Origin of the sequence: Planococcus sp. APC 3900, assembly GCF_030407735.1 — a bacterium.
In the GTDB taxonomy this organism is placed as follows: Bacteria; Bacillota; Bacilli; order Bacillales_A; family Planococcaceae; genus Planococcus; species Planococcus notacanthi.
In genome coordinates, this window is sequence record NZ_JASDCT010000001.1 from 698,092 (window position 1) to 714,646 (window position 16,555).

General features: G+C 46.7%; 14 protein-coding genes. 7 read left to right on the forward strand and 7 right to left on the reverse strand.

The genetic code is table 11. The features are described 5' to 3' along the window. Window positions 1–34 precede the first annotated feature (34 nt). From QMA04_RS03495 to QMA04_RS03510, 4 genes are all read right to left on the reverse strand, one after another. Complete coding sequence (locus QMA04_RS03495) at window positions 35–1,054, reverse strand: DUF2804 domain-containing protein (protein WP_290183964.1); 1,020 nt, start codon at window positions 1,052–1,054, stop codon at window positions 35–37. Window positions 1,055–1,188: 134 nt separating this feature from the next. After that, window positions 1,189–2,046: a DegV family protein gene (locus QMA04_RS03500; RefSeq protein ID WP_290183965.1), complete on the reverse strand. Its 858-nt coding sequence runs from the start codon at window positions 2,044–2,046 to the stop codon at window positions 1,189–1,191. Between the two features lie 95 nt (window positions 2,047–2,141). After that, window positions 2,142–2,714 carry a glycerol-3-phosphate acyltransferase gene (locus QMA04_RS03505; protein WP_290183966.1) on the reverse strand — a complete coding sequence of 191 codons (573 nt, stop codon included), beginning with the start codon at window positions 2,712–2,714 and terminating at the stop codon, window positions 2,142–2,144. Window positions 2,715–2,792: 78 nt separating this feature from the next. Beyond that, a complete protein-coding gene (locus QMA04_RS03510; protein WP_404825513.1) occupies window positions 2,793–4,169 on the reverse strand; it encodes a dipeptidase in 1,377 nt (458 codons plus the stop codon). Window positions 4,170–4,318: 149 nt separating this feature from the next. Here QMA04_RS03510 and QMA04_RS03515 point away from each other — a divergent pair, with 149 nt between their 5' ends. From QMA04_RS03515 to QMA04_RS03525, 3 genes are all read left to right on the forward strand, one after another. After that, window positions 4,319–5,563: a CNNM domain-containing protein gene (locus tag QMA04_RS03515; RefSeq protein WP_290183967.1), complete on the forward strand. Its 1,245-nt coding sequence runs from the start codon at window positions 4,319–4,321 to the stop codon at window positions 5,561–5,563. 192 nt (window positions 5,564–5,755) lie between these two features. Next, complete coding sequence (locus QMA04_RS03520; RefSeq protein WP_290183968.1) at window positions 5,756–6,292, forward strand: RNA polymerase sigma factor; 537 nt, start codon at window positions 5,756–5,758, stop codon at window positions 6,290–6,292. A 101-nt stretch (window positions 6,293–6,393) separates the two neighbouring features. Then, on the forward strand, window positions 6,394–7,848 hold the full coding sequence (locus QMA04_RS03525) for a phospholipase D family protein (RefSeq protein ID WP_290183969.1): 1,455 nt from the start codon (window positions 6,394–6,396) through the stop codon (window positions 7,846–7,848). 61 nt (window positions 7,849–7,909) lie between these two features. Here QMA04_RS03525 and QMA04_RS03530 read toward each other — a convergent pair whose 3' ends face one another. Both QMA04_RS03530 and QMA04_RS03535 read right to left on the reverse strand, forming a co-directional pair. Beyond that, on the reverse strand, window positions 7,910–9,475 hold the full coding sequence (locus QMA04_RS03530; RefSeq protein WP_191713480.1) for an ABC-F family ATP-binding cassette domain-containing protein: 1,566 nt from the start codon (window positions 9,473–9,475) through the stop codon (window positions 7,910–7,912). A 37-nt stretch (window positions 9,476–9,512) separates the two neighbouring features. Next, on the reverse strand, window positions 9,513–9,695 hold the full coding sequence (locus QMA04_RS03535) for an SE1832 family protein (RefSeq protein ID WP_203339013.1): 183 nt from the start codon (window positions 9,693–9,695) through the stop codon (window positions 9,513–9,515). 146 nt (window positions 9,696–9,841) lie between these two features. On the opposite strand from QMA04_RS03535, the gene QMA04_RS03540 reads away from it, so the two are divergent. Together QMA04_RS03540 and QMA04_RS03545 are read left to right on the forward strand one after the other, a co-directional pair. Continuing rightward, window positions 9,842–11,665, forward strand: coding sequence for a cation:proton antiporter (locus tag QMA04_RS03540; RefSeq protein ID WP_290183970.1), 1,824 nt, complete (start codon window positions 9,842–9,844; stop codon window positions 11,663–11,665). A gap of 153 nt (window positions 11,666–11,818) precedes the next feature. Beyond that, window positions 11,819–12,382, forward strand: a complete 564-nt coding sequence (locus QMA04_RS03545) for an NADPH-dependent FMN reductase (protein ID WP_191713483.1) — start codon at window positions 11,819–11,821, stop codon at window positions 12,380–12,382. A gap of 173 nt (window positions 12,383–12,555) precedes the next feature. On the opposite strand, the gene QMA04_RS03550 is transcribed toward QMA04_RS03545, so the two are convergent. Next, the gene (locus QMA04_RS03550) at window positions 12,556–13,521 is read right to left on the reverse strand and encodes a nuclease-related domain-containing protein (protein WP_290183971.1); all 966 of its coding nucleotides are present in this window, start codon (window positions 13,519–13,521) and stop codon (window positions 12,556–12,558) included. 266 nt (window positions 13,522–13,787) lie between these two features. Here QMA04_RS03550 and QMA04_RS03555 point away from each other — a divergent pair, with 266 nt between their 5' ends. Beyond that, window positions 13,788–15,947, forward strand: coding sequence for a DNA topoisomerase III (locus QMA04_RS03555; RefSeq protein WP_290183972.1), 2,160 nt, complete (start codon window positions 13,788–13,790; stop codon window positions 15,945–15,947). A gap of 62 nt (window positions 15,948–16,009) precedes the next feature. After that, window positions 16,010–16,501, forward strand: coding sequence for a Cys-tRNA(Pro) deacylase (gene ybaK / locus QMA04_RS03560; protein ID WP_191713486.1), 492 nt, complete (start codon window positions 16,010–16,012; stop codon window positions 16,499–16,501). Window positions 16,502–16,555: the final 54 nt, after the last annotated feature.

The following is a 16,555-nucleotide window of genomic DNA, read 5'->3' on the forward strand; positions in this document are numbered from 1 at the left end:
CGAATTGGATGTTTCTCCAATTCGTCTTTTCTTTTTACCATTTAGCGTAATGCTCCTCGATGGAACCGAGAAGCCGGGTGATTTTCAGTTTTTTGCCATCGGAATAACGGACATAACCATTATAATAGCCGATTAGTTGATGGACTTCCGATTTGACGAGGCGTACATCGGTTTTGGAGACGCGTTCAAAAAATGGAGAGAACGTCAGTTGGACATCATCAGAAAATTTGGTATGGATCAGCCAGGGTTTCTTGTAATCTTCTTTGTCGTAATGAAACAAAATGTCTTCATGGATCTTCGTCATTTTGCCATTGACGAAAAAAGCGTTTTCCGTCATTCCAGTCCCATCAGTCCATTTTCCGCCTAAATTCAAGCCAATCACTTTCCCGAGTGAGCGTTGGGAAGCCATACCCCAATTCCAAAGAGATTCCCGAGGCCAAACCCCACGGCCATAATCCAATACCGCAAAACTGTCGAGTTTTTCAAACTCAAACCGTTGGCTGCCGATTTTCACCATGCCATTGACTGGCAGTGACGTATGCTTCCCAGTGAACTGGAAAGTTTGGCGATTCCATGGGACAACAACATTCAAGGATTCGTATTCTTTAGGATGAGAAATGACCAGGATCGCTTCCAAGTCTTCTCCATCAAAATCCTTGACGCTGACTGTTAAATGGGTCGCATCCTGGCTGTATATGGATTCAATCGTCATGGTATCGCTCCGGAAATAACAGGGATCCAAAGCATTTTCAGACAACTTCACGTGACGTGTAAAAGGAAGCACGACTGTTTTTTCATAAAAGCGCTGGGTTTCGTAATTAAGGAAATACACAAAGCAGACAGTCGCGTAATCCAAATGGGAAATAGTGGCTGAAAACAGGATTTCATCCCCGAATACACACCAATAATTCCATTTTTTCTTACGCATGAAATTTCCGCTTAAATTGCTTTCCACCAAAGGCTGCTTGGCATAACCAATGGCTTTTGGATTTAATTGGCCTCTTGCATCACAAAGTTTTACGTACTCAGTAAGCTCTCGTTCAACATGTTGCATTAAATCCACCTCACCATCAATCTTCTCCTCTTATTGTAGCAGAATAGAGATGGAATAGCCGTCCAAGAACGGTCAGTTTAGACGAAAAGTCTGAAAATTCTTATGGACTATGTGTCATTAGTCACGGAGAAGCTTTACGAAACTTCCCGTCGCCATTGAAATGCCAATGTTCCTTCCCCGGCATGGACAGCAAGAGAAGAACTTAAATCGCCGATTAAAATTTCAGCTTCCGGCATTTCCTGAAGCAAGACCTGTTTCAGGTTTTGGGCTTCTTTCACAACATGGCCGTGCATGATCTGGAAACGCCGCACACCGTGCTCATCGTAATCTTTTTTGGCGTGGTTGATCAAATACTGAATCGCTTTTTTATGTGAACGAACTTTATCGATCGGCTGAAGTTCGCCATCGGAAGTGAGCTGGACAATCGGTTTAATCTGCAGCAGGCTGCCGATATAGTACTGGGCGCCACTCATGCGGCCGCCTTTGTAAAGCTGTGTCAAATTGCCGATCAGAATGTAATTGCGGAAATTAGCGGTTTCTTTTTCCAGGTGTTGGGCGATTTCTTCTGCCTCAACTCCTTGTTCCTGGAGTTTGAGCCCGCGTTCAATCAACCCAGATAAACCGTAAGACAGCGCCAGAGAGTCAATGGCGTAGACCTTGAATTCACTCATCTCGGCACCGGCAGTGGAAGATGCGATAGTTCCGCTGAGCTTCGCCGATGCATGCACGGCGATGGCGCATTCATATTCTTCTTTCAATCGGTCATAGAGCTCTGCAAATTTTCCTGCAGCAGGCTGTGAGGTCTTAGGGAATTCGGTTGATTCTTTTATGCGCCGGTAAAGTTCATCGTTCGTCAAATCCACGCCATCATCAATAAATTCCTCTGTGCCAAAATGAATATTCAACGGCACAATATAGACATCCGGATGAGCTTTAAATTCTTCGGTGACAAACCCGGTTGTATCCATTACCCATGCAATCGGTTTCTTCATAAAAAAACTCCCTTTTCTGTTAGAATAGTTCGAATACAAAAACTATAACACGGATAATATTTCTGCGGTAGCAATAGCTGTAAAAGCAGAAGTTCCTATAGAGAAGAAGAGCGGAAACGCCCATTGAACGATTCCTCGATATCGGTTTTATGTTTAATCACAATAATAATTATGGCTCCAATCAATGGCCAAATGACTAACCAGACATGGAGGATTACGGCCATTGCGATAAACCCGGCAAAGCTGGCAAGCATCGACAAAGTCGCACTTTTAAGCCAAGGAAAAAATGCCAGGAACAATATGAACATCGCCAAAAATAAATCTGGTGTTAGACAAAATGTGACACCGATGAAAGCGGCGATTCCTTTCCCCCCGCGGTACTTGAGCCAGAAAGGGAATAAGTGGCCCAGGACAACGGCGAGGCCAGCCACAGCAATTTCCCAAATGGAAAAATGGTAGAAGAAGCCGATCCAGACAACGAGGGCACCTTTACCGGCATCGCCAAGAAAAGTCAGGACAAAGGCGGTTTTGCCGAGGATAGCACCAGCATTTCTGGCGCCGAGATTGCCGCTGCGCTGCTGGCGCAAATCAACGCTTTTCCATTTGCCGATCCACCAGGCTGTCAGGAAATTGCCGATAATATAGGAAAGTAGCCAGTATACGATCATAAGCGGGACCTCCAATTTCAAAATAAAAGCAGAGTAGAAAGGCCTTCCCGATACGCTGGGAAGGCCTTTATGGGAAAATCAGTCCAGCTCTGCAACTTGGTATAGGTAATCGCTGATGACACGAAGCCCTTTATCGAAGTTTTCAAGATGGAAATGTTCATTGGGTGCATGGAAATTTTCAGATGCAAGACCGAAGCCCATCAAAACCACGGGCAGGCCAAGAATTTCATCAAAAGCGGCAACGATTGGAATGGATCCGCCCATGCGTGTGAAAGCGGTCGGTACGCCATATACTTTTTCATAAGAGCGGCCGGCTGCCTGAATGGCAGGATGGTCATAAGGCGTTAGGAATGGTTTGCCTTTGTCGAACTCAGAAATCTCGACGGTTACCCCTTTAGGCTTATGGGATTCAACATGTGCTTTCAATTTTGCGACGATATCATCAGGGTCCTGGTTTGGTACCAGACGGCAAGTGATTTTTGTGCTGGCTTCTGCAGGCAGCACGGTTTTGATGCCTTCGCCTGAGAAACCGCCTGTAATGCCGTTGACTTCAAGAGTCGGACGAATCCATGTACGTTCGACGAAGGAATAGCCTTTCTCGCCAAAATCCTCTGAAATGCCGATTTCCTGTTTCTCGTGTTCCAGGTCAAACTCAAGCGCCGCAAACTCTTCCCGTTCTTTGTCGGAAACTTCGAGTACGTCGTCGTAAAACCCTTCTACTTGAATCAATCCTTCCTGGTCGCGGAACGATTGAAGGATCTCCACGATGGCATGAAGCGGATTCTGTACCGCGCCGCCGTATAGTCCGGAATGGAGATCGCCTTTTGGCCCTTTGACATCAATTTGGATGCCGGCAAGACCGCGCAAGCCATAGCAAACAGCCGGGCGTCCTGGCCCTTGCATACCGGTATCCGAAATGACAATAATATCGGATTTCAATAATTCCTGGTTTTCTTCCACGTATTTCGGAAGGCTTGGGCTGCCGATTTCCTCTTCGCCTTCAATGATGAATTTGACGTTGACCGGCAATTCACCGTTCAATTGCAATAATGCTTCAACAGCTTTCAGGTGCATGAATACTTGGCCTTTGTCATCGCTTGCGCCGCGCGCATAAAGTTTGTTGTCACGGACTTGCGGTTCAAAAGGTGCGGATTCCCACAGGTGAAGCGGATCGACCGGTTGTACATCATAATGGCCATATACCAGTACGGTCGGTTTGCCTGCTGCGTGTAGCCAGTCGGCATACACCACAGGATGTCCGTCGGTCTCATCGATTTTTGCATTTTCCAGTCCAGCGCTTTCCATTGCGGAAATCAGCCATTCGGCGCCTTTGCGCATATCGGCTTTGTGTTCGGATAAAGAGCTGACGGAAGGGATGCGCAAGAACGTTTTTAATTCTTCCAGATGTGTTTCACGGTTATCTTTAAAGTATTGATCAACTGCTTGAGCGTTCATCAGGATCCCTCGCTTCATTGGATTTAACTATGAAAAAATTATAACATACCAGGTTTTGGTTTTCGACAAGTGGAAATTAGCTATGGTATAGTGTTTAATACGGAAAGAGTTCGTAAAATTTTGTGTTTTTGACACTGGAGGAAATGAAATTGTTTATAGCTTTAGGTATCTTTCTATTCATGTCGTTCTTCTTATCGGGAAGCGAAACGGCATTAACGGCAGTAAATAGGATGAAGGTCCATCTTCGCGCCGAGCAGGGTGACGTCAAGTCTCAGAAACTGCAGAAGTTAATTGCGAAGCCGGACCGAATGATTACAACAATTTTAATCGGTAATAACATAGCGAATATTATGCTGCCTACATTGGTGACGACGATTGCCATTACAAGAGGATGGGAAGTTGGACTTGCAACAGCTATTTTAACGGTGATCTTGATTATTTTCGGTGAAGTGCTGCCGAAAACCATCGCGGCGACTTTTGCTGACAAAGTGGCTTATATTGTATTCCCGGTCATCAGCTTTTTGGTCGTTCTTTTGACGCCGTTAACATGGCTGCTTGCACAGTTCACCAATATCTTCATTCGCATCATCTCCAAAGGAACAGTTAAAGAAGCGACCATGACCAAAGAAGAGTTGCGGACGATGGTCGACATCGCTTCAACTGAAGGGACGTTCGAAGAGGATGAATCCGAACGCATTAAAGGCGTTTTGGATTTCCCGCATAAAGACGTTTCGGATGTCATGTCCACCCACAGAACCGATACGGTAGGGATTGCCATCGATTCCACTTATGAAGAGGTTCGCGACCTGATCCTGGATTCTTCGTATACCCGTTATCCAGTCTATGAAGACAGCATGGACAATGTTGTAGGCTTGTTCTATTCGAAGAAACTGATCGAATGGTCGATGAATCCGAATTTAACGCTAGAAGAGCTGATGGACGATAATCCATTGTTCGTGGTTCAATCGGTCAGCGTTGAAAAAGTCTTTAAAATGATGATGGCGAAGAAAAAGCACATGGCTGTCATTTTGGATGAATACGGCGGCACCCTTGGTATTGTCACCCATGAAGACATTATTGAAGAAATGATCGGCCAGGATATTGAAGATGAAACAGATGAAGAAGACGACGAACTGGTCTTTGAAATGACCGACACGACTTTGTCTTGCCACGGCCGCTTGGAAATTGAAGATGTCAACGACATGTTCAAAGTGGAAGTGCCGAATGACCATGACACCATTGCCGGTTTCGTCATGCAGCAATTGGGACATGTTCCGGACGAAGGTGAAGAGTTCTCGTATGAAAATCTTCACGTGGAAATCAACGAGATGGACCGTAACCGTATCGTACGCTTAACCATTACAAAAACAGATAAAGAAGAAGCGCTAGCATAGAAAACTCCTGTCCTTGGACAGGGGTTTTTCCTTTTTAACAACTGGATTTTGAAAAAGTTCCCTTTATTACACCTTTGTAAGGAAAATGAAAGCAGAAGCGATAGAGTGAAAGATGGACTTCCGTCATTATAAGGTTATAAGAGAAAGCGAAAATCACTTCGCTGGACAAGCAGAACGGACGGGGGCACGATCATGGAAACGTTATACACAGAATACAATCGCTATATTTATCATTTATGCTTGAAGCTGACACGCAATAAAGCCGAAGCGGAAGATTTGATGCAGGAAGTTTGGTTAAAAGTTGTACGCTACGAATCTTCGATTGCTGAAGTGGATCATGTAAAGGCGTGGTTGACGACAATCTGTATGAATACGTTCCGTGATCGTTACCGCAAAAATGTACGGCGAAGCAAGCATCTGATCCAGCAGCCGGAAGGCTTGGATGTTTCCTTGCTTGACTTGATTCCTTCAGATTCAACAGGTGTCTCTGAATTATTGGAAAAACAGGATGTCTCTGTGATGATCCGCCATAAGATTGCCGAGCTGGATGCGATCTACCGCACGACCATTCTTTATTTCTATGTCCACCAATACTCACTGATTGAAATTGCCGATGCGATGAAAGTGTCAATCGGCACAGTGAAATCCCGTTTGTTCCGAGGCAAGCAACGCCTGAAGGACATGCTGATGGAAGACGATCGGACACGTGAATACGTAGTGGCAATTTAATTTACCTGAAACAACCGAATTTTCGGTTGTTTTTTTTATGGAAAATATTAAAAGAATTTTTCTCTGGAGCAGGTATAATAGAACCACGAGGAGGAAGATTCATGAAAAAGAGAAAGTTTCAGGATTGGAGCAAAAGGCGGCGAATTACCATGGGCAGCGTCGGCATTTTGGCATTCCTGTATATTACGGTCATTGTTTGGCATACTTTCAAGCCATTGCCTGAGGGAATTTCAGTCGCAGGCGACCTCCATGCGGCCGAAGAGGTGGAAATGATCTATGATTTATCCTATGCACAAGATAAAGAAGGTACAAAAACAGAAAGCGAACTGCGGATCTTCAATGAAATAAACGACATGATCGATCAGGCAGAAGAATTCATCGTCATCGATCTCTTTCTCTTTGACAATTACAATGACCAGGACATGGATTTTCCCGCAGTAGCGGAAACCTTAACAGATCATTTATTGGATAAAAAAGCTGAAAATCCCGATATGCCGATTTATTTCATTACCGATCCATTGAATTATGGCTATGGTTCCTATGAAAATCAGTTTTTGGGTACGCTGGAAGATGAGGGAGTCGAAGTCATCACTACGGATCTGGACAAGCTGCGAGACTCCACGCCGCTTTACTCCGGATTCTACCGCGTGATTTTTCAATGGTTTGATGCAGGAGGCCGAGGCTGGGTTCCGAATGGCATGTCGAGTGATGCACCTGATTTAACGGTATCTTCCTACTTGAAAATGATGAACATTAAAGCCAATCACCGAAAAGCGGTGATTACGGAAAAAGAAGCGTTGATCAGTTCAGCGAATCCTCACAATGCCAGCGGTTTGCACGGCAATATGGCCTTCAAAGTCAGCGGCCCAGTAGTGAATGACATCCTGGAGGCTGAAGAAGCCGTATCCCGTTTATCGGGAGGGCCCGATTTGCCTAGAGTAGAAGTAGCTGAACAACAAGGGGACTACCAGGTGCAATACCTGACCGAACGCAAAGTGCTCGATGCCCTGCTTTCCGATATTGAAAAGACGGCAAAAGGGGATGCCATCCGTTTGGCGATGTTTTACATTGCAGAAAGCAGTGTGGTGGACGCCTTATCAGAAGCTGCCAATCGCGGAGTGGATGTCCGTTTGATTCTTGATGCCAATGAAAATGCCTTTGGAACCGAAAAGACCGGTTTGCCGAACCGGCCGGTGGTCCATGAGATGTTGGCGGAATCAGATGAGCATCTGCAAGTCCGCTGGTACAACGCTGTGGTCGGGCAGTTCCATACTAAATCGATCATGATCCAAACCGACAAGGAAACCATTGTCTCAGGAGGCTCGACCAATTACACGGAGCGGGCATTCAATGACTACAACCTGGAAAGCAATATCCGGATTGTGGCTCCAAACGACAGTGAAATGACCCAGGACATGGAGGCGTATTTTGATCGCTTATGGAATAACGAAGACGCTCTTTACACGCTGGAAACCGATGAATACCAAAACGATTTCACTTTCTGGCAACGCGGAATCTACGGCTTCCAAAGATTGTTCAAATTAACGACCTATTAAAAAAACGCCTCTTCTGAAAAACAGAAGAGGCGTTTTTGTTTTTATTCGATTAAGCGGTACTTTACGATTGCACGGGTTTGCCGGCTGAAATCCATTCTTCGACATTCCAGACTTTCGTAGCCAGTCCTTCGTAGAAATCAGGTTCGTGGCTTACCAGAACGATGGTGCCTTTATAGGCCTGCATAGCGCGTTTCAATTCTGCTTTGGCGTCGATGTCCAAGTGGTTGGTCGGTTCATCGAAAATGAGCCAGTTGCTTTCTTCCATCATCAATTTGCACAGACGGACTTTGGCTTGTTCGCCACCGCTCAGCTGTGTCATCGGACGGGAAATGTGTTCGTTCTTCAATCCGGTACGGGCAAGGGCACCGCGAACCTGGCCTTGGTCCATGCTTGGATAAGCAGCCCAGATTTCGTCAAGCGGCGTATGCGTCGGCGCTTTGACTTCCTGTTCGAAATAGCTTGGCGTCAAGTATTCACCGCGAAGTACATCGCCGTCCAACGGTTTGATTTTGCCGAGCATCGTTTTCAACAACGTCGATTTCCCGACACCGTTCATGCCGACAAGCGCGATTTTTTCGCCGCGCTCAATCATAAACGTCAACGGCGGCAGAAGCGGTTTATCGTAACCGATGGAAAGGGCTTCCGCTTCAACTACGTAACGGCTCGGGCTGCGTGTTTCTTTGAAAGCAAATTGCGGTTTTGCGGCAATTTCCGGCTTGTCGATGCGGTCCATGCGATCCAATTGTTTCTGGCGGGACTTGGCACGGCCGGTTGTCGACGCGCGCGCTTTGTTTTTCGCAATGAACGTCTCGGTTTTCTTGATCATGTCTTCTTGTCTTTCATAAGCATCCAAATGCTGCTGCTTGCTCAATTCAGCAAGTTCGATGAATTTTTCGTAAGTGGCTGTGTAACGCGTCAGACGTGAAAATTCCAAGTGGAAAATAACGCTGGTGACGCTGCTCATGAATTCCGTATCATGCGAAATCAATAGGAACGCATGCGGATAGTTTTTCAGGTAGTTGACGAGCCATTGAATATGCTCTTCATCTAGATAGTTGGTCGGCTCATCCAAAAGCAATACTTTCGGCTTTTCAAGAAGCAGCTTCGCCAACAACAATTTTGTGCGCTGTCCGCCAGATAAGGCTTCTACATTACGGTCAAGGCCGATGGCATCAAGGCCTAAACCGCGTGCAATCTCTTCCACTTTGCCGTCCAGCGTGTAAAAATCTCCAGCGTCCAAAGCGTCTTGCGCTTCCGCCATTTGCTCAAGCAATTCTTCGAGCCGTTCAGGATCGGCATCGCCCATTTGCATGGCGATATCGTTCAATTCCGCTTCTTTTTTATAAAGAGGCAGGAATGCATCCTGAAGGGTTTCGCGGATTGAACGGCCAGGCTGCAGTTGCGTGTGCTGATCCAAATATCCGTAATGCGTCCGTGGCTGCCATTCAACGCGGCCATCATCGTGGATGATTTTGCCCGTTAAAATATTCATCATCGTCGATTTTCCGACGCCGTTCGCTCCAACCAATCCGACATGCTCGCCTTCTACCAATCGGAAAGATACATCGTTGAAAAGGGTCCGGTCACCGAAAGTGTGGCTTAAATTTTCTACTGTCAATAAACTCATTTAATAAATTCCTCCATTATCATAAAAAAAATCGCGGTTACAGATCCGCGAGTTTTTGGTTTAATTCCGCAAGTTGTTGTTCCATTTTTTCCAAACGCAATTCCGCTTTCTCAACCATTCCGGCATGTCCAGTCGTTTCCAGCTTTTCGATATCGCCTTGGTGGCGGACATAATCCATCTTGAGCTCAGCAATCGCGTATTCCAATTCCTGTTTGTTCACAAAATCACCCTTATTTTTCTATCATTGTAACACAAAAACACAAAATTTGAATCTATTACGATTTTCATTCACAATATAAAACCTGTATAATTCCAAAAAAGAACCAAAGGAAGTGATTTGCCATCGACACCTTATTATTCGATTTAATGCTCATTATATTTTTGGGAGTGCTTTCCCAATGGATTGCGTGGCGTCTTCAGCTTCCTGCAATTGTACTGATGTCGATTGCCGGCCTCCTTGTCGGTCCGATTTTCGAAATCATCCATCCTGCTGAAAGTTTCGGCGAGTTGTTCAACCCTTTTATTTCATTGGCAGTGGCAATCATCTTGTTTGAAGGGAGTTTGAACTTGAATTTCAAGGAAATCCGTACCTTCAGCAAGCCGATTTTACGGATCGTCACACTGGGCGCATTCATTGCCTGGATCGCCGGGTCCCTGGCTGCGCATTACATCGCCGGTTTATCGTGGGCAGTGGCATTTGTTATCGGCGGGCTGTTTATCGTAACCGGGCCCACCGTTATCCTGCCGCTATTGCGGCAAGCAAAGTTAAAATCACGCCCGGCAGCCATCCTGAAATGGGAAGGCATCGTTGTCGATCCTTTCGGGGCGTTGCTGGCTTTATTTGCATTCCAGTTTGTATTGTTTGCCAATGGTGACGAAACAGCGGCCGCCTTTGGCCTGTTTTTCCTGGCATCCCTTTTTGCAGCCGCACTTGGCGCAGGAGCAGGGTGGCTGATGGGGATGATGTTCGAGAAAGGGCAGGTTCCGGAATTTCTGAAGGCGCCGATGGTTTTTGGCATGGTGCTGCTGACTTTTGTCGTGTCGGATTTGATTATGCATGAAACGGGACTACTGGCTGTAACGGCAATGGGCATGATGATGGCCAATATGAACATCGCTTCGATCAATGATATGCGCCATTTCAAAGAAAATATTTCCGTCTTGCTGATTTCCAGTATTTTTGTGATGCTGACTGCGTCTTTAAGCCTTGAAGTCCTGATCGGCATCTTCAATTGGCAGATTGTTTCATTCGTCCTGGCGACGCTGTTTGTCGTCCGGCCTTTGTCGATTTGGCTATCGACGATCGGCACCGATTTGACGATTCAGGAAAAAACCTTGGTCGGCTGGATTGCGCCGCGCGGCATCGTGGCTTTGACGGTTTCCGGTTATTTTGCGGGCGTTTTGCTGGATGCCGGCTTTGCGGATGCGGAACTGCTGACGGCGCTGACTTTTGCGCTGGTCTTTTCGACCGTTATCGTACACGGCTTTACTATCAGCTGGCTTGGCAAAAAGCTTGGGTTGGCAACAGCGGATGACCCAGGTGTCATCATTGTGGGAGCCAGCCGGTTTGCCACAAAGCTTGGTGAAGCACTGGCAGATTTCAATAAAAACGTACTGATTGTGGATCCTTCCTGGGGTCGCCTGCAAGGGGCGCGCCAAGCTGGATTGAAGACATATGCTGGTGAAATCCTGTCGGAGCATACGGATTATGAAGTGGAGTTAACGCCTTACGAGACGATGATTGTTGCTACAGAGACCGATTCCTACAACTCTCTTGTCGTCAATAATTTCGTTCCGGAACTGGGTCGTACGAACCTTTACCAGACAGCGATCCATATTGGGGATCCGTCTGACTTTCATGTTTCCTTGAGCGGGCGGACGTTATTCGCAGAACAATGGAATATCCATGAACTGGAGGCGAAGACCGAAGAAGGCTATACGATGCGCAAGACGCAATTGACGGATCAATTCAGCTTCGAGGACTTCAAAGGAAAATGGTCAGATGAGATGATCCCGCTCTTTATTCAAAGGTCCCAAGGGAAAATTGAGTTCTTTGAGGGCAGCAATAAACTTGAACCAAAAGCTGGGGATGTAGTTGTCAGCTTTACTTCTCCTGCACGCCAATCGGACCGCACGCAAGAACGTTTGGAAAACAAACGGGTTAAAATTGCGACTCAGTCTAAAGAATGAAATCATCCATATGTAAGCTTTTCGATGCGTAATGTGAAACGGGGTTTGTTATGATTGGAACAAACGGGTTGCTGCGGATTTAGTTGCAATAACGTGGATTTACACACATACAACCGATTCGTTACTTACGCATTTTGAGGAGGACATAGAATTATGAAAGTTTTATTAGTAGACGGAACGATTCTTGGACGAAAAACCGGTGCCATTCTGGAACAGGTGCAGACTTACATCAAGGAATTCGCTCCTGAAATGGAATTAACGATATTGAAGCTGGCCGATTACGACCATCAGTTTGTCGATGGCCGTCCACTTGGTGAATACAATGACAGCATGCAGGAAATTGTCCGCCGCTTTGAAGAAGCCGACGGCTATATCATTGCCTCGCCGATTTTCCAGGGTTCGATTCCAGGTGTCCTGAAGAATACATTCGACATGCTGCATCCGCGCACCATGCGCTACAAGCCGGTATCGATTGTGGCGAACGGCGGCACTTACCAGCATCACTTGGTCATCGAAAACCAGCTCAAGCCGATTCTCGATTACTTCCGCTGCCTGGTGACGCCCAACTACGTCTACACCCACAGCAGCCATTTTGACGACACCAACACCATCACCAACGACGACGTCCACAACCGCCTGCGCGAACTGGCGCGCGTATTCGTGCAATATGCGGAGATGAGCAAGCACCTGTCGAAGGAAACGTTGGATAATCATTGATTGAAGGAAGAAACCTCCCTGTGTGGGAGGTTTTTTTGGTGTCATTTTGGATTTTGTTTGAAGAAATGATTTGTTTTATTCCATTAAAAGAGCTTACTTTCTATTAAGAGTCAAATACTTTCTGTTTAGGAGCAAATACTTTCCGTAAATGATTGAATACTTTCTAATAAACTCTAAATACTTTCCATGCCTTCAAAAAGTTCAGGAATAGCATATATTCGATCTTTATAACTTCCTGCAAAGGGCATATTCGTTGATTTTAATAGCTTGGAGGCGGTGGTAGTGGAGTGAAGTCCAGTAAACTCCCGGAATTCCCGATTGCTGATCGTCGTATTGGCCAGTGTCCGGTATTGCAACAATGCTTCAAGATGAGCGACCGGGTCACCATGGGCGCACGTTTCGCAGCGCCACTTCCCCCGGCGGTAACTCAGTAAGCGGTCCGAGCAATCAGGACAGAATATACCTTTCAAAAGTGAATTCGAAAGACCCAGAGGTGCTGAAGGTTTTGAAGAATGAAGCTCCAACAATTTATGGGCGATTAATTCTGTTTTCTTCTTTGATAAGATTTCTTGCGGATGTTTTTCCAACAATCGATCCATTAGGTGGGGGAGGCCGGAAGCCTGGACCATCAAACGGTTTCCGGCTCGCGATTGAACGACCGATGAAGGATAAGTGAAGACGATGACGCCGATGACAGGCAACTTTACCCGCTGCTGGAATAAAAACTGTTCCAGCCATTTTTCGTGGCGGCGCAATTGGTCATCCGGGTTTTTCATGCCGTCGATGCTGCCGTCTTTATTGGTACGGGAAAATTGCCTCAGTTGGGGATCGAAGTTGAGCAGGCCGGAAATGCTTTTGATTTCCAATGCCAATATGAAACGGCTGGTGATGAGGACGCTGTCAATCTGATGGGAAGACTTCTCTTTTTGGATGAATAAGTCGTGGATGAAGTAATGCGGCAAAGGGAGATCGATTTCGTGCCAAAGGGAGTCGACGCGCAATTCGCCGTGGTAACCGGCAGTGATGCGGCGGAGTTTTTCGGTCCAGTAGGGAGCTTGGGGATGGACGGGTGATATGCGCTGGAGCAGGCTTTCGAGCTGGAAGATTTCTTGCGGTTTGTTTCGATCTTTAAAAATCAATTTATCCTCTCCTTTTTTATAAATCTGCTCCAATATAGCGTAAATTCTTAGGGATAGCAATACTGTTTCAAGGATTCTGGAAGTTATTTGGAAATGCTTTCTGTTTGGGTCAAAATACTTTCCAAAAGGCTATAAATACTTTCCAATAAAATGAGTTTACTTTCCATTGGAAGCTAAATACTTTCCAACCGACAAAAACCCCTCCCAAAAGCCAGCTTCAACAGAAAATGTTACAATAATCACATCAGAAATGAGGGTGAATTTAAATGAAATCAGTAGTTTTAGCAGAAAAGCCATCCGTGGCGCGTGATATTGCGCGTGTTCTCGGATGCGAACAAAAAGGCAATGGATATTTGGAAGGCAAGCAATATATCGTCACGTGGGCACTTGGCCATCTGGTGACGCATGCGCAGCCGGAGCAATACGACAACGACTTCAAGGAATGGAAAATGGATACTTTGCCGATCATTCCAAAGCCGTTCAAGCTGGTGCCGATCAAACAGTCAATGAAGCAGTTTAACGCGGTCAAATCCCAGCTGCAGCGCGGCGATGTCAAAGATGTCATCATCGCGACAGATGCTGGACGCGAAGGCGAGCTTGTGGCGCGTTGGATTCTGGAGAAGACCAATACGCGCAAGCCGGTGAAGCGCCTGTGGATTTCGTCCGTTACCGATAAAGCCATTAAAGACGGCTTCAACAACTTGAAAGACGGCAAGGCTTACGAAAATCTCTATGCAGCAGCTGTTGCACGTGCGGAAGCGGACTGGGTAGTCGGCATCAACGCGACGCGCGCGCTGACCGTCAAATACAATGCGCAATTGTCAACTGGCCGCGTGCAGACACCGACGCTGGCGATGATCGCCGAACGCGAAAAGCAGATCCGCAATTTCCAGCCGAAGCCGTATTACGGCATGCAGGCGATTACCGACAAAGCGGCATTCACCTGGACGGACGGCAACTCGACGCAATCCTTCGACAAGGACAAAATCGACCGCTTGTTCAATAAACTCCAGAACACCCACGAAGGCACTGTGACGGATATCAAGATTACGCCGAAACGCCAGCCGGCACCGCCTTTATTCGACTTGACCGAACTGCAGAAAGAAGCATACAAACGCTATAGCTGGTCGGCGAAAGAGACGCTCAACACGCTGCAGAATCTGTACGAACGCTACAAAATCGTGACGTATCCGCGGACCGACTCGAAGCATTTGACGAGTGACATGCGCGATACGCTGAAAGACCGTGTCAAAGCGGTACAGATGGGTCCATACCGCAGCCTGGCCGCGATGATCTTGAAAAATCCGGTAGCGCCGCAAAAAGGCGTGATCGACGATGCCAAAGTTTCCGATCACCACGCCATCATCCCGACGGAAGAAACGCCGCCGCTGCATGATCTTTCCGATAAAGAGATTAAATTATACGACATGATCGTCAAGCGCTTCCTGGCGGTATTTTACCCGCAGTACGAATACGACCAGACGACCGTCAAACTGACTGCCGGCGGGGAAACGTTCCAGGCAAAAGGCAATACGATCCGCAATGAAGGCTGGAAACGCATCTACAAAGATGACGATGACGACAACGATACCACGCTGCCGCCGTTTGAAAACGGACAGAAGCTGGCGATCAAAGGCATCGCGCTGACGGAAGGAAAAACCAAGCCGCCCGCTTTCTTCAATGAAGGGACGCTTCTTGGCGCTATGGAAAATCCGGCGCAGTTCATGAGCGGCGAGTCGAAAGAATTGATCCAGACGCTCGGCGAAACCGGTGGACTGGGTACGGTTGCAACGCGTGCCGACGTCATCGATAAATTGTTCAATACTTTCCTAATTGAGAAAAAAGGCAAAGACCTGACGATCACATCAAAAGGCCGCCAGTTGCTGGAACTTGTGCCGGAAGACTTGAAGTCGCCCAAGCTGACAGCGGACTGGGAACAACAATTGACCAAGATCGCCAAAGGCCAATTGAAAAAAGAAGAATTCATTAAAGAAATGATCGTCTTCGCTGAAAAATCCGTATCGGATATCAAGAAGAGCGACAAAAAGTTCAAGCACGACAACATCACCGGCAAAATGTGCCCGGATTGCGGCAAACCGCTTCTTGAAGTGAATGGCAAGCGCGGCAAAATGAATGTCTGTCAGGACCGCGACTGCGGCTACAAAAAGCAAGTGGCAATGCAGACCAATGCGCGCTGCCCAAACTGCCACAAAAAGTTAGAGATGCAAGGTGAAGGAGACGGCAAGATTTTCGTCTGCAAATGCGGACATCGCGAGAAGCTGTCAGCCTTTGAAAAACGCAAAAAATCCGGCCAGTCCAAAGCCAATAAGAAAGATGTCAATAAATACTTGAATCAGCAGGAAGAAGCGCCGCAAAATACGGCGATGGCTGATGCACTGAAAAAATTATTGGGCCAAACCGAATAGAATCCCGCTGCTGATGATGGTATGCTGTGAAGAAACAAGTTTTCAGATAAGGAGAAAACGCCATGGCTAAAAAAATTGCAAAAACCAATGCAGCCCGTATGCTGGACAAAGAAAAGATCCACTATGAACTGCTTCATTACAGTGCCGAAGACGGCAAAGTGGACGGCGTTTCTGTCGCTGCCAAAATTGGCCATTCGGCAGAACTCGTCTATAAAACTTTGGTGGCCATTGGTGCCTCCAAGCAGCCATATGTGTTTGTTATTCCGGTTGCGGCAGAACTGGACTTGAAAAAAGCGGCCAAAGCGGCCGGCGAAAAGAAAATTGAGATGGCACCGGTGAAGGATATTCTTGCACTCACCGGCTATATTCGAGGCGGCTGTTCGCCTGTCGGGATGAAAAAGCCCTATCCGACTTTCGTGTCAGTTGAAGCGGAGCAATTGCCTGAAATGATTGTCTCTGCCGGTAAAATCGGCATGCAGTTGAAACTGGCTCCTGCGGAACTGGCCGCTGCGACAAAAGGCCACTTTGCGGAATTGACAGCTCCAGGTCAATGAAGCTTCCATCCATTCGTTTTGAATGGGTGGATTTTTCATATCATAATAAAAGAA

Excerpts from the sequence above, each read along its gene's own strand:
- QMA04_RS03495 (WP_290183964.1), bottom strand. The coding sequence starts at position 1,054 with ATGCAACATGTTGAACGAGAGCTTACTGAGTACGTAAAACTTTGTGAT.
- QMA04_RS03500 (WP_290183965.1), bottom strand. The coding sequence starts at position 2,046 with ATGAAGAAACCGATTGCATGGGTAATGGATACAACCGGGTTTGTCACC.
- QMA04_RS03505 (WP_290183966.1), bottom strand. The coding sequence starts at position 2,714 with ATGATCGTATACTGGCTACTTTCCTATATTATCGGCAATTTCCTGACA.
- QMA04_RS03510 (WP_404825513.1), bottom strand. The coding sequence starts at position 4,169 with ATGAACGCTCAAGCAGTTGATCAATACTTTAAAGATAACCGTGAAACA.
- QMA04_RS03520 (WP_290183968.1), top strand. The coding sequence starts at position 5,756 with ATGGAAACGTTATACACAGAATACAATCGCTATATTTATCATTTATGC.
- QMA04_RS03525 (WP_290183969.1), top strand. The coding sequence starts at position 6,394 with ATGAAAAAGAGAAAGTTTCAGGATTGGAGCAAAAGGCGGCGAATTACC.
- QMA04_RS03530 (WP_191713480.1), bottom strand. The coding sequence starts at position 9,475 with ATGAGTTTATTGACAGTAGAAAATTTAAGCCACACTTTCGGTGACCGG.
- QMA04_RS03540 (WP_290183970.1), top strand. The coding sequence starts at position 9,842 with ATGCTCATTATATTTTTGGGAGTGCTTTCCCAATGGATTGCGTGGCGT.
- QMA04_RS03545 (WP_191713483.1), top strand. The coding sequence starts at position 11,819 with ATGAAAGTTTTATTAGTAGACGGAACGATTCTTGGACGAAAAACCGGT.
- QMA04_RS03555 (WP_290183972.1), top strand. The coding sequence starts at position 13,788 with ATGAAATCAGTAGTTTTAGCAGAAAAGCCATCCGTGGCGCGTGATATT.
- ybaK (WP_191713486.1), top strand. The coding sequence starts at position 16,010 with ATGGCTAAAAAAATTGCAAAAACCAATGCAGCCCGTATGCTGGACAAA.